Below are 13929 nucleotides of genomic sequence, written 5' to 3' on the forward strand. Positions count from 1 at the left end.
ACGGGAAGCAGTTCGCGTTTCTCGCCCTGTTCGACGACGCCACACAGATCTACGTGGCTGACGCCACGACCGGGAAGTCACGCGCGGTGACCACGCGTTCCACGTTGTCGACCAGCGTCACGGCGCCGGCATGGACCGCCGACGGCACGTCCATCGTCACGGTGCTGGTGCCCAACGCACGCGGCCCAGAACCCACCGAGCCGAAGCTGGCCACTGGTCCGATGGTGCGCCTGAATGAGAACAACAAGCTCAAGACGCGCACCTATCCGGATCTGCTGGTATCGGCGTACGAGAAGGCGCTGCTGGAATACCACACCACCGGACAGCTGGCGGTCGTGAACGTGAAGACGCGCGCGGTAAGGCCGGTTGGCGCGCCCGGATTGATTCGCAGCATCGATCCGTCACCCGATGGACAGTATTTCCGCGTGACGTACGTGGAGAAGCCGTTCTCGTACCTGCTGCCGGTGGCGAGCTACGGCACGCGCGACGTGGTGATCGACAGCGCCGGCACGGTACTGCGTGAGCTGGTGAAGCGCCCGTTGCGCGAGGGCGAAGCGCCGGCCGACCCCACCGATCCGCAGCCGCGCGCGGCGGCTCCCACAGGCGTGGGTGCCGCCGGACGCGCCGCCCCCGTGGACACCGGCAAGCGCAACATCATCTGGCATCCGTTTGCTGACGGGTTGTTGTACGCGCAGATCGCGCCGGCGCCGGCTGGAGCGGCTCGAGCGGATTCCGTCGCCACTGCTGCCGCGGCCGCGCGGCGCGCCGATCGCCTCATGCACTGGAAAGCGCCGTTCGATTCGACCGGCGGCACGACGCTCTATGAAACGGCCAATCGCATTGCGAGCGTGCAGTTCAGCGACAACGGCAAGATCATGTTCGTGAGTGAGACGGGCACGGGCGGCACCTTCGAACACGCCATCTTCCTCGACGAGAACAACGCCAAGTTCACCGTGATGGCGCCGCGGGCGCGCGGCCGCGGGGCGGACAGCACGGCACGGGCTGCCGCTCCGGCTGTCGCGCCGCTTGCCGGTGGCCCCGGCGGTCGCGGTGCGCGCACGTCGGAGCTGGTCACGCGCCCCGGTCGCCGTGGGGTGCCGGTGGTCGTGGTCTCCACCGATGGCAAGTACGTGTTCACGCAGGGCACCACGCCCGACAGCGCGGGCAAGACGCCGCGCGCGTTCGTGGAGAAGATCGAGATCCGCACCGGCACGCGCAGCCGCATCTACGAGAGCGCGGCCGATGTGTTCGAAACGATCAACGCCCCGCTCGACGATGACTTTACGCGCGCGGTGATTCAGCGTGAGTCGCCCACGGTGGTGCCGCAGTCGTACGTGCTGACGCTGGCCTCGCGCGACGTAAAGCAGCTCACGACCAACGTGGATCTGATGCCCGAGATCACGAAGGCGGTGCGCAAGACCATCGTGGCGCGACGGGCCGACGGCTACTCGTTCAACGTGAAGGTCACGTTGCCGGCCGACTACAAGAACGGCACGCGCCTTCCCGCGATGTTCTGGTTCTATCCGCGCGAGTACGACAACCAGGACGCCTACAACCGCAGTCTCACGCAAGGCGCCGGCGCGGCCAATCGCTTCCCGACCTACGGCCCGCGCTCACTCGCGTTTATCGTGACGCAGGGCTACGCGCTGATCGAGCCCGACGCCCCGATCTTCGCCAGCGAAGGACAGCTGCCCAACGACAACTACGTGGTCGATCTGCGCAACAACCTGGCGGCCGTCATCGATGCGCTCGACACGCTGGCCATCGTGGACCGCCAGCGCCTCGGTATCGGCGGCCACAGCTACGGCGCCTTCAGCACGGTGAACGCGATGGTACACACGCCGTTCTTCAAGGCCGGCATCGCCGGCGATGGCGCGTACAACCGCACCCTCACACCGAACGGATTCCAAAGCGAGCGCCGAGACCTGTGGCAGGGGCGCCAGACGTATCTCGAGATGTCACCGTTCCTGTACGCCGATCAACTGAACGGTGCGCTGCTGATGTACCACAGCACCGAAGACCAGAATGTGGGCACCGATCCGATCAACTCGATCAAGATGTTCCACGCCCTGCAGGGACTCGGCAAGACCGCATCGCTCTATATGTACCCGTACGAAGACCACGGCCCCGTGGCCCGCGAAACCGTGCTCGACCAGTGGGCGCGCTGGGTGGCGTGGCTGGACAAGTACGTGAAGAACGCCGGTACCAAGCCGAAGGTGACGACGATGTAGGCTCGCCGCGTTTAGCGAGTTCGCTGAAAAGATCACGCTGAGTACGCAGAGAGCGCAGAGGTGCAGAGTGAAAAAGCAGTGTCTTGCTTTTCTCTGCGTGCTCTGCGCTCTCTGCTTCTCCGCGTGATCGTTTCAGCGATGCCCGCTGAGCGCACCAAACCTAGAACGTCCAATCGATCCCGATGCTCGGCAACACGCCGATGGACGTCTGACGCTCGGGCGATCGCAACCGCGCGTTCCATGCCACCGCACTCACGTTCTGGCGCGCGGTGGCGTTCTGCACGTCGAGATAGGTGATCAGCTGTGACTTCCCGATCTGCCAGCGTCGATCGATGCGCGTGTCGAGCGAGAAGAACTGCGGCAAGCGCGCCCCGGCGTTGTACCGGGTGAAGTCCAGCGTGCCCTCGCGCACACCCGTGCTCACGAAGGGCGTGGTGGGCAGCCCCGTGGCGGTGCGCAGGCGCGTGGACAGCTCCCACTTGGCGGTCGGACGCCAGCCCAGCAGCACGTTGGCCACCACCGGCGCGTCGAAGGCGCCCGGACGCTCCACGCCATCCACGGCGGCGAACCGCGTGCGGTTGGCGCTGACTGTGAGCAATGCGTACACGGGCACCTGCGAGAGTTTCTTCTGCAACAGGAGCTCGGCGCCGATCACGGTGCCGCGACCGAGATTGGCCAGCGGCTCGAGCCCGAAGGGAATGTCATTCGTGGCGTCGTCGAAGCCCGACGGCTGCAGCACCGCCTGCGGACGGAAGCGTCGCGCGGGATACTGCCGATAGCGCTTGCCGTACACTTCGACCTGCAGCTTCACATCGTCGCGCAGCGTGCGCGTGATACCGGCAATGACCTGATCGGCGGCAAAGGGCCTGAGCGACGCGTTGGTCGTATCACCCACCAGCCAGATGAGCTGCGGCGGCTGCCAGTAGCGCCCAACCGACACCGATGCCGTGGTACGCGCGCTGGGCTGCCAGACGGCACTCGCGCGGGGCGCGGTGCGCACGGCGTTGCTGAGATAGCCGTACCAATCGCCGCGAACACCGAGCGTGAGGCGCAGCCGCTCACCAAGGCGCGACGTCGCCTGGGTGTAGAGCGCTCCGCGCGTGGCGGTGAACGACGTATCGCGGCGCAACGGCCGTTCGACAAAGGCCGCATCGCGACGGAAGGCGCCGGGCACCGTGAGATCGTAGCGCAGATCGGAGCCGTACTTGGCGACCACCCCGGTCTCGAGCTCCACGCGCGGTGCGAGCTGCCACTGCAGATCGGTGCGCAATGACTGCTCCCCCTCGGTGGTGTTGGCCGCAAAGACCACCGACGGCGGGCGGCCCGGACCACCGGAGTCGTTCTGCGTGGTGGTGTAACGCGTAAAGGTGCGCCCCAGCGTGGTGGTGAGCAGCCCCTTGGACAGCGTGCGTTGCCAGATCAGCCCCGAGAAGTACTGGTCCTGCTGCGGGGCCACCACGCGCGAGTTCTCGAAACGATTCTCGTCGGTGTCATTGTTGAACGTGACCGTTCCCTGCGCGCCGATGAGCACGGCCGAGAGCTGATCGCGCGACGTCGGCCGCCACACGGCCTTGCCGGTAAGGTCCCGGTAGCTCGGAATGAATCCGAAACCGGCGGCCTTGAAGATGAAGTCGAGATAGCTGCGACGCACGCCCAACAGGAACGATCCGCGCTCACCAAGCGGACCTTCCACATACGCGCCTCCGCCCGTGGCCGAGATGTTCACGGAGCCACTGAGGCGCTCGCGCGATCCCTCGCGCAGGCGGATCGCCGTGACACTGGCCGTGCGGTCGCCGTAGCGCACGCCGAAGCCGCCGGCCGAGAGCGCTGCGTCTTCCACGAAGGCCACATTGATGAGCGACAACGGACCACCGGTGGAGCCCTGCGTGCCGAAGTGATTGATGTTGGGCACTTCGATGCCATCCACCGTGAACAGGTTCTCGAACGGCGCGCCGCCGCGCACCACGAGGTCGTTGCGGCCGGCACTGGTCACGCCTACGCCGGGGAGCACGCTCACAGCGCGCACCACATCTTCCTGCACGCCCGGGGCGCGTCGTACTTCCTCGGCGCCGAACCGCTGGGTAGACACGGGGAAAGACGCCGGCGGCAACGGCGGGAAATACGTCGGGGCCACAGTCACGGACGCCAGCTCGGTGGCCACCGGCGTGAGTTCTACGAGCACCTCGGTGCTGCGCGCGGTACTCACCACGACGTCGCTGCGCACCACCGGGGCAAAGCCGAGTCGACGCACCTCGAGCCGGGTAACGCCGACGGGCACATCGCGCAGCACGAAGCGTCCAGCCGAATCGGAGAGGGCGGCAATCACCACGCCCGACGCGGACGCGGGGAGCCGGACCACGACGCCGGGGATCGCCTCACGTGTGGCAGCGCTGACCACACGGCCGAGCACCGTGCCGGTGGATTGCGCGGCAACCGCGGTCGGGGAGGCAACGCCGAACACGAGCAGGACGCGCAGGAGGCGCTGCGCTCGGGAGGCGGCAATGGACAGTGTGTGCATGGTGATAAAGTACCGTGTCACGGGAATCGATCCCACCGGCGCCTTCCCTCGGCGACGCGCGCCGGCGGATCATTCCCCGATCCCCTGCCGCCACTATTTCAAGGAGCCCCTCCGGCATGCTGTGTCCTGATCGTCGCGCCCTGCGGCGCCTGTTGCTCGCCGCCGTACCGTCCGGGTTTGCGTTCGTGTTCGCGGGTCCAACCGTCGCGGCGCAAGCGGCCGCTCAGCGACCGCACGTCAGCATGATGCTCAGTGGCGCGGTCGATACACGCACCGCGTCGCACAATGAAACGATCGACGGCGCATTCCGCACCCTGGCCATCCAGCTGTCCCGCCCGCTGTTCATGGTGCGCGGCGTCCATGTGGCGTGGTTGGGCGAGGTCATGCCGGCGATGCTGGTCACCGCCGGTGCGCCGCCCCATCGCGTCCCGACACCGGACAGGGACCCGCGTGAGGCGAATGACCCGCGGCGACTCGCACGCTATCAGGTGGGAGACGCCTTCGGCGTGGGATTCGCGCCATTAGGCGCGGAGGCCGCGTTCTCGCCCAGCGCGAAGACGCACGTCTTGTTCAACGTCACATCCGGCGTGGCCTGGTTCTCGCGAGTCGTGCCCTATGGCAAGGCCACGCAGGCCAACTTCACCGTGGCCCCAGGGCTGTTCCTGGAGCGCCGCATCGGCGGCCGACGGGCGTTCGCACTCGGCTACCAACTGCATCATCTGTCGAACGCGAGCATGGGTGGCGCCAACCCCGGGATGAACTCGCACGTTTTCTCGGTTCGGATATCGACGCTGCAGTGACACACGGGGCCCGGACGTCATTCCGGGCCCGTGCGTCTGCGCTACGTCGGTGCTGCCGTTCGCTTAGGGAACGATGACCCGGGGCTTCGCCGGCTTCGACCCATTCAACCGCGGGCGCGGGCCGTTGCCGACTTCCACCACGAGCTCCTTGATGTAGTTCGTGATCTTCGCGTAGTGCGGATAGTCGATGAACTCCGGCTCGTCGCTGCGCTGGTGGTAGTCGCCATGCAATCCAGTGAAGAAGAACGCGATGGGTACGCCCTGCTGCGCGTAATTGTAGTGATCGCTGCGACCGTAGATGTTGTTGTAGCCGCTCCACGCGATCGGCTCGTCGAACTTGTAATCGAAGGTGAGCGGCTTGCTCTGCTTGCTGTTCACCGCTTTCACCGTTTCACCCAGGTCCTTCGAGTCGAAGAACGAGCCCACCACGCCGACGTAGTCCGGTCCACCACCCGGCAGGTCTTCGGCGCGACCGCGACCGATCATATCCAGGTTGAGCTGCGCGACCACGGAATCGATGGGCACCGTGGGATTGCGGGTGAAGAACGCTGATCCCACCAGGCCGCCTTCTTCGCCGGTGTGCCAGATGAAGAGGGTGGAGCGCTTGGGCTTCACCGGCATCGCCATCATCGCCTCGGCGATCTCGAGCACGCCCATCGAGCCTGAGCCGTCGTCATCGGCGCCATTGTTGATGGAATCGAGCCGCGCCTTCGGATGCACCTTGCGGATGCTGTCCATGTTCACGCGAATCGAGGTCAGAATCTCCGGGCCCAGCCCCTGCATGTTGTTGGCCAGCAGCAGCTTGTTCTTCTCGACATTGAAGGCGCGAATCGAGTCTTTGTCTACGGGCGTCGTGATCCCCACGTGATCGTTGTGGGCGCCGATCGCGACATACTGATGCTTGAGCACCGGATCGCTACCAGGTACCACGGCGACCACGTTGCGCGCCCACTCGGTGGGCGTTTCCACGAAGTCGAGCGACGCCGTGACTGTGCCACCCTTGAGGCCGGCCGAGAGTCCGTCGATGTTGGTGCGCTTGAACAACCGCGCGGCGGCGTCGCGCGTGAGGCGAATCGTGGCCTGCGGCTGCAGGGCGGCGAGTTGCGACTTGAGCAAGGCGATGGAGTCGACGGGACCGCGCGCCGCACCGGCCGGTGCGCCGCGCCCCGGCGCGCTCGACGTGGCTACGGTGGGCTCGTTGAGCGCCACCCGCTGGGCCGGCGTAAGCGCGTCGAGGTCGATCGTGGCGATAGCCACGGCATCGTCGAAGCGTGAGCGGGCCGGCGCAGCGCCGCCACGCACGGCGAACGCCTGCCCCTGACCGCCGCGGGCACCGTTGGGATTGGGGAGCAACACCACGAACTTGCCGGCGGCATCGGCCGCCGAGATCTGCGTGGTGGAGTCGCCCTGCGTGCCGCCGAACACCACTTCGACCCCCGCGATGGGGCGCGGCGCGCGTTGCCCCGGTACCGCCACGAAGCCGGTGTTCCACTCGATGGGGTTGCCGTCGACAGTCAGGCGCGAATGGTCGGTGAACTTTCGCAGGTGATACGGCAAGGTCTGGAAATAGGTGCCATTGTCGCCCGCCGGGAGCAGCCCGAGGCGCTTCACCTCGGCGGCGATCAGGTCGGTCCCCTTCTTGTTGCCGACCCGGCCGACCTGACGGCCGAGCATGGAGTCGTCGGCGAACTGATAGAGACGGATCTGCAGGTCGCGCACGTCGATGGCCGCCTTGGTGGGCGCCGGCTTGAGCGTGGCGGGATTGCCGTACTGGTTGGTCTTGGCAGCGCCCTGCGCGGCCAACAGCGCGGGAAGGGTCGCAAGGCCGCAGACGGACGCGGCGAGGGACAAGCGGGCGAGCCCGAAGGATCGCATGGTTGCTCCAGGGGAGAGTTGAGGGAATGTGGGACTACCTGAAGAATACGTGAGGTGGTCACGCAGTGTTCAACCGATCGCCCTGGGAGAGGCGGGGGGGACGACGACGGGCCATATTGGGCGTCGACCCCTTCCCGGACATGCGCATGCGGCTGATGGTCCCGATTCTCTTGTTTGCGGCAGGTACTCAGCTGAGTGCGCAGGCGCCGATTCCGCCCACCACGTACGAGCTGCTGCGGGCCGAGCATCTGCGCGGCACGGACATGCGTAGCATCGATGCGGCACTGTTGAGCGGCGATACGGTGCGGCAGCGGCTCGCCGTGCGGGCGATCGGCCGCTTCGAGCAACTCCCACTCGAGGCGAAGCTCGTTCCGTTGCTCACCACGCGTGCCGTGTCGGTGCGGCGGGAAGCGGTGAACGCGATGGGACAGATCCGCTCGCGGTATGATCTGACGGCGCTCCTGCTGACGGAGCCGGACGCATCGGTGCGCGCGGTGATTTATGAAGCGATTGGTCGCATCCCCTCGGCTCCAGGGGCGACTCCCGTGGAGATCGTGAGGGACAACGTGGTGGCGGCACAGACCCTGACCGACGGCCTTCGCACGAACACGTCGGTGGTGCGGGAAGGGGCGGCCCGTGGCATGGAGGCGTTGCTGCGCCGGACGGCCCGTGTCACCAAGCCAAGCGCCGAGGTGCTCGAGGCTATTCGTGCAGCGGTGCGCGCGGACGGTGCATCGGAGACCCGGCAGTTGTTGTTGCTGGCGCTGACCGCGGCGAATGATCGCGACTCCGCCACGGTTGCGGTGGCGCTGCGCGACACGAGCCCCGAGGTGCGCCGGGTGGCGGTGGCGCTGGGGCGGGTGTGGGTCGACGACACGGCCCCGATGGTGCGGTGGCAGGCGCTCCGCGTGGCGGGCACCTGTGCGCGTGCCGCGGCTCACGTGCGCGACGCCAGCGAACATGTAGCCTTGCTGGCGATCGACCTCCTCGGCGAGCTGAAGTGCACCGACACCGCGTCGCTGACGGCGCTCGACCGCGAGAGCAGTGCCAGCGCCTCGTGGCGTCACCAAGCGCATGCCGCCGTGTCGTTGGCCAAGCTGGCACCGCCCCGTGCGACCGCGGTGGTGTCTCGGTTGGCCGCGTCGACCACGTGGCAGGCGCGCGTCTATGCCGCGAACGCCGCCAAGCTGCTGAAGGACAGTGCAACGCTACGCATGCTGGCCGTGGACAAGGAGCCGAACGTCGCCATCGCCGCCATGACCACGCGCGCGCAGGCGATCAAGGCGCTCACGAGCGATCATGCGGGGCTCGCCCTCGCAGCGGCCACGCAGCTCAAGGGTGATCAGGACCTGGCGAGCGCGTTGCCGCAGCTGCGCGCCGCATTCGATCGGTTCAGCGCGATGCAGCGTGTGAGTCTGCGCGACCCGCGCGCGGCGCTGCTGGAGCGCATCGGCGACGCGGCCGATGGTCCGAGCACGATCTGGCTGCGCGCGCGACTGAACGACCCCGATCCGGCCATCGCCAGCGCGGCCGCCCGGCATCTCACCCGGCTCACCGGCAGCGCGGTGGCACCGACCACCATGCGCTACGAACCCGGCGCCTTTCCGACGGCCGCGCAGTTGGCTGGCCTCGACGGCGCGACGGCGACGATGCGTCTCCGCGGCATCGGCGAAGTCGAACTGGCGCTCCGCTTCGATGACGCACCGATGGCCGTGCACACGTTCGTTTCGCTCGCCAGCGCCGGAAAGTTCAACGGCCTCACCTTCCATCGCATCGTCCCCAACTTCGTGATTCAGGGTGGCAGCCCGGGCGCGGACGAGTACGATCCGATCACCGACAGCTTCATGCGCGATGAAGTCGGCTTGGCGCGCAATGCGCGCGGCAGTTTCGGCATCAGCACGCGCGGCCGCGACACCGGTGACGGACAGATCTACGTGAACCTCGTGAACAACTTCCGGCTCGATCACGATTACACCGTGTTTGCCAACGTCACGCGCGGGCTCAATCTCATCGACCGTGTGCAGGAAGGCGACGTGATCGAATCGATCACTGTGCGCCGCGCCACCACCTCTTCTCCCCGCCGTCCGTGATCCTCTTGTCGCTTTTCCGACCGCTACTGCTCGCGGCCACGCTGACCACACAGGGCGCCATCCAGCCCGACAGCGCCGGGCTTCGCGGTGCGCGTCAGCCGGCGATGTCACCCAGCGGCGCGCTCGTGTTCGCCCACGACGGGCAGTTGTACCTGCAGCGCACGCCCGATGCGGCGGTCGTGCGCCTCACCAGCGGATCGGCGTGGCATCGCGATCCCGCCTGGACCGCGGACGGCAGCGCCATCGTGTACGCGTCGGACTCCACCGGCAGCTACGACCTGTGGCGCCTGCCGGTTGGTACGCGCGGGAGCGCGGTGCGTCTCACCACCAGTTCGGCGCATGAGACAGCGCCGAGTGTCGGCCCCGATGGCCGGATCGCGTTCGTGCGGGGGAGCGGCGGTGCCACGCGGGTCTGGCTTCGCGAGGCCGACGGTACCGAGCGGCGCCTGTCCAACACCGAGCAGACGGAGCGTGCGCCGAAGCTCTCGCCCGACGGTACGCGTATCGCGCTGATCGTGATCAACGAAGCGGGGCGCCGCGTGGTCGTACGCCCCGTGACGAACGGCGCGTCGACGACAGCCAGTAGCGATGCGACGGTAGAGGCGCTGGACTGGTCGCCCGATGGGCGACTTGCGATCTCGATGCGCAGCGGTGTCTACGCCGTGGCGCCCGATGGCGCGTACAGTAATCTCGTGTCGAAGACGCACGGCGACGTAGACTGGTCGTCCGATGGGAAGGTCATCACGATCGCGGAGTTTTCGGAAGTCGTGGTGAGCTACAACGGCGATCCCGATCGCGGCCTCGATCGCAGCGCCACCGAGCGGTTCGCTGGCACGACGTCGCCGGTGACCGGCGGAATGATGGTGCGGGTACCGGCGCCGGCGGCGCCGGATGCCGGTCGTGCGGCCGCGGTGACCGCGGTGCCCGACGCGCGCGCCGAACGCAACGCGGCCGCGTTCGACCGGCTGTGGGAGCGACTGGCCCGCACGTACTTCAGTGGAGCCGACGCGATCGCGCGACGTGCGCAGTGGGAGGCGGTCCGGGCGTCGCATCGCCCGCGTGCGCTCGCGGCCACCAACGACAGCGTGCTGCAGCAGGTGCTGTACGACACGCAGCAGGCGCGCCCTGCCCTGCGCGCCGAGGCGAAGGGACGCGCCGGTGTGTCCAGCGCGCATCCGGTTGCGACCGAGGCCGGACTCGAGATCATGCGCCGCGGTGGCAACGTCATCGACGCTGCGGTGGCCGTGAGCTTCGCCCTCGGTGTCGTGGAGCCCGACGCCAGCGGCATTGCCGGCTACGGCGAGATGGTGATCGCGCTCAAGGGCCGCGCCACGCCCACGGTGATCGAGTTCATGAGCCGCGTGCCGGAAGAAGGCGGTTTGTCCAATACGTCGCTGCTGGTGAACGGTCGCTATCCGAGCGACGGCCCGGTGCTGGTGAACGTGCCGGGCACCGTGGCCGGCATGTACACGGCGTGGCAGAAGTACGGCAGCAAGCAGGTGCCATGGGCCGACCTGCTGGCCCCCGCCATCCGCGCGGCGCGCAACGGCTACGAAGTGAGTCAAGGTCTGGCCACGACGCTGGCCACCGAGCGCGAGCACTTCGCCAAGTACGAAGGCAGCCGCGCGCTGTTCTTCCGCAACGGGCAGCCACTGGTGGCCGGCGATACGCTGAAGAATCCCGACTTGGCGTGGGTACTCGAGCAGATTGCCGCCAAGGGCGCCGATGGCTTTTACAAGGGCGAGGTGGCGGCCAAGTGGGTGACCGATCTGCGCGGGAAGGGGAACGCGATGAAGTTGTCGGATCTCGCGCGCTACTTCGCACCCGAGCGTGAGTCCATCAGCGGCACCTACCGCAACTACACGATCTACTCGAGCGCGCCGCCGGTGAGCGGCGGCGCAGAACTCGTGGCGCGGCTCAATCTGCTGGAGCAGTCGCCCGCCCCGTCGCGCACGGGGAAACGCTACACCGACGACCCGGCCTCGTTGCACGCCGCGCTGTCGGCGTGGTTCCTGGTGCCGTCGTCGCGCAATCGCATCGCCGATCCCGCCATGTGGCCGACCGATGTGGCGCCCATCGTGAACAAGGATACGGCGCGGCTCCGCTGGCGCTGCTTCGACGCCAACAAGGCACTCACGCCGGCGTCCGTGCGCGGTGACACGCTGCCTTGTTTACCGAAGGCGACGCCCGCAGTGGCGCCGGCCAAGCCGGCCGAGACGCCGCGCGACGTCGCCGCCGCGGCATCGCCGTGCGGCGACGAACACGCCGCGGAGATGACCGTGTGCCACGCGGCCGGCACGACGTCGTTCGCCGTGGCCGACAACGACGGCAATGCGGTGTCGGTCACGCAAACACTCGGCACATGGGGGGGCAACTTCTACGTGACACCGGGGCTCGGCTTCCTGAGCAACGACAAGCTCACCAGCTACGGTACCGACGCGTCGCAGTACGGCTCTCGGTTGCCGTTCGCGCGTCACGGCAGCACGCTCGCCCCGACGATCGCGTACAAGAACGGCAAGCCTTTCATCGCGGTGGGAGCCGCCGGCAACGCGTGGATCACCTCGGCGGTGTATCAAACGTTACTCGGTGTGCTCGACTACAACCTGGGACCGCAGGCGGCGCTGGAGTTGCCGCGCTATCTGCCGGGCGGCGGCTTCGGCGGTGCGCCAGGTACGGGACCCGCCGCTCTGGTGCCGTACACGCTGCAACTGGAAGATGGTTTCTCTCCCACGGTGATCGCACGCCTGCGTGCGCTCGGCTACGACCTTGCGTTCGTGTCGCTGCCCGGTGAACTGCGCGAAGGGTACGGCGCGGCGGTGCGCATGGACGGCACCGTGGTCACCGCCGGCGCCGACCCGAGACGGGCCGGCGCGGCAGGGGCCATTACCGGAACGAAAAAGTAAGGCGCGTCCTACTGCTTCATGCTCGGCGCCTTCTCCTTGTTCCACACGAACCGCTTGAGGAACATGCCCATGCGGTCGAAGGTGTCGATCCAGTTCCGGTGCAGCATCGACTCGTGCAGGTCATCGGGCACCACGATGAGCTCGTGATACACATCGCGGGCCCGCAGCAACTGTACGAGTCCCACCGTCTGCGCAAAATCCACGTTGCGGTCATCGTCGCCGTGCACGAGGAACACCGGTGACTTCCAGCTGTCGATGGCACCGACCGCACTCGACGTGAACGCCAGATTCGCCGTATCGATCACGTTGCCATACAAGTGCACGCCCGCGAGATCGGCACCAGCCACGAAGATATCGGAGTTGCGCGCCAGCGCCTGCGACGTAAGCAGGCCGCCGTACGAGAGTCCCCAGATGCCCACGCGCGTGGGATCGACGTCGGCGCGCCCCTGCAGGTACTTCGCGCCGGCGACGACATCCTGATACTCGGAGTTGCCGCGTCCCTGCGTATTCGGGGCGTTGGCGAAACTCTTGCCGTAGCCCACGCCGCTGCGGTAGTTGATGGAGAGTACCACGTAGCCCTGATCGGCCAGCCACTGATTCACGGCGTATGCCCAGTGGTAGAACTGCATGTAGTGGTAGCCGGGCATCATCTGCCGACGTGGCCCGCCATGCACGAAGATCAGCGCGGGGCGCTTCTCACCGGGCTTCATGTCTTTCGGCATGAACAGCGTGTTGCTGATCTCGAGCCCATCGGCCGCTTTCGTCTTCACGATCTCCGGTACCACGTGCGCGGCCGTCGGGAAACTCGCCGCCAGCGTCGGGAACACACGCTTCGGCGCGCCACCGGCCGCCGGAACGATCGCGATCGACGCCGGCGTCCTCGCGTCGAAGGAGATCACGGCGATCGACGTGCCACTGGCCAGCGGCTGCGGATACGTCTCAATGCCGTCACCGCTCGACACGCGACGCGGCGCGCCCCCCGATGTGGGCACGGCCCAGATGTGCCGACGCTCGATATCGGTGGCGTTCGTGCTGTAGAACAGCGTGTTGCCACCGTCCTTCGACAACGCCACCGACGTGGCGTCCTCGATCATGCCGTCGGTGGTGGTGAGCAGCGTGGGTTCGCCTCCACTCACCGGAACGCGGTACCACCGATCCCATTCGTCCTTCGGCACATTCACCGGGAAGATCACGCTACTTCCCGCCCATGTCATGTTGTTGAGCGACGTGAACACGCTGTCGCGCGGCGCATTGCGCCACACGCGCTTCGCTTCACCGGTGGCGACGTCGGCGATCATGAGCTCGAGCGTATGACCGGCGGCGAAGGTGGCCGAGTAGAAGCCGGGTGACTGCCGAAGTCCCGCGCGGGTCGAGTCGGAACGCCCGGCGAGACCAGCCGTACGCGCCGCACCGCCGCCGACGCCCGCCCCGCAGCCCCCGGATGGATTACCGGCCGGCGGTACCGCGCTTGCCGTCGCCGCCGGACCCGCCGGATTCCCGATGCCACCGGCC

At 67.4% G+C, this 13929-nt stretch carries 7 protein-coding genes; 4 read left to right on the forward strand and 3 right to left on the reverse strand.

Features of this window, described 5'->3' with window-relative positions:
• Positions 1–53: 53 nt before the first annotated feature.
• Positions 54–2231, forward strand: coding sequence for an alpha/beta hydrolase family protein (locus ACIRA7_RS01650; protein ID WP_396219048.1), 2178 nt, complete (start codon positions 54–56; stop codon positions 2229–2231).
• Positions 2232–2391: 160 nt separating this feature from the next.
• On the opposite strand, the gene ACIRA7_RS01655 is transcribed toward ACIRA7_RS01650, so the two are convergent.
• Positions 2392–4749 (reverse strand): TonB-dependent receptor domain-containing protein, encoded by a 2358-nt coding sequence (locus tag ACIRA7_RS01655; RefSeq protein WP_396219049.1) that lies wholly within the window; start codon positions 4747–4749, stop codon positions 2392–2394.
• Positions 4750–4865: 116 nt separating this feature from the next.
• On the opposite strand from ACIRA7_RS01655, the gene ACIRA7_RS01660 reads away from it, so the two are divergent.
• Positions 4866–5549 (forward strand): acyloxyacyl hydrolase, encoded by a 684-nt coding sequence (locus ACIRA7_RS01660; RefSeq protein WP_396219050.1) that lies wholly within the window; start codon positions 4866–4868, stop codon positions 5547–5549.
• Positions 5550–5612: 63 nt separating this feature from the next.
• Here ACIRA7_RS01660 and ACIRA7_RS01665 read toward each other — a convergent pair whose 3' ends face one another.
• Positions 5613–7424 (reverse strand): M28 family peptidase, encoded by a 1812-nt coding sequence (locus ACIRA7_RS01665; RefSeq protein ID WP_396219051.1) that lies wholly within the window; start codon positions 7422–7424, stop codon positions 5613–5615.
• A 146-nt stretch (positions 7425–7570) separates the two neighbouring features.
• Between ACIRA7_RS01665 and ACIRA7_RS01670 the strand changes: the two genes are divergently transcribed.
• Both ACIRA7_RS01670 and ACIRA7_RS01675 read left to right on the forward strand, forming a co-directional pair.
• Positions 7571–9514: a peptidylprolyl isomerase gene (locus ACIRA7_RS01670; RefSeq protein WP_396219052.1), complete on the forward strand. Its 1944-nt coding sequence runs from the start codon at positions 7571–7573 to the stop codon at positions 9512–9514.
• Between the two features lie 5 nt (positions 9515–9519).
• Positions 9520–12417, forward strand: a complete 2898-nt coding sequence (locus ACIRA7_RS01675; protein WP_396219053.1) for a gamma-glutamyltransferase — start codon at positions 9520–9522, stop codon at positions 12415–12417.
• Between the two features lie 8 nt (positions 12418–12425).
• On the opposite strand, the gene ACIRA7_RS01680 is transcribed toward ACIRA7_RS01675, so the two are convergent.
• Positions 12426–13929 (reverse strand): S9 family peptidase (locus ACIRA7_RS01680; RefSeq protein WP_396219054.1); only part of this gene is annotated, 1504 nt, incomplete at its 5' end.

This window comes from Gemmatimonas sp., assembly GCF_044376735.1.
Classification (GTDB): domain Bacteria; phylum Gemmatimonadota; class Gemmatimonadetes; order Gemmatimonadales; family Gemmatimonadaceae; genus Gemmatimonas.

What these genes read in the sequence shown, in the direction of transcription:
- ACIRA7_RS01655 (WP_396219049.1), bottom strand. Translation starts at nt 4,749, where the DNA reads ATGCACACACTGTCCATTGCCGCCTCCCGAGCGCAGCGCCTCCTGCGC.
- ACIRA7_RS01660 (WP_396219050.1), top strand. Translation starts at nt 4,866, where the DNA reads ATGCTGTGTCCTGATCGTCGCGCCCTGCGGCGCCTGTTGCTCGCCGCC.
- ACIRA7_RS01665 (WP_396219051.1), bottom strand. Translation starts at nt 7,424, where the DNA reads ATGCGATCCTTCGGGCTCGCCCGCTTGTCCCTCGCCGCGTCCGTCTGC.
- ACIRA7_RS01670 (WP_396219052.1), top strand. Translation starts at nt 7,571, where the DNA reads ATGCGGCTGATGGTCCCGATTCTCTTGTTTGCGGCAGGTACTCAGCTG.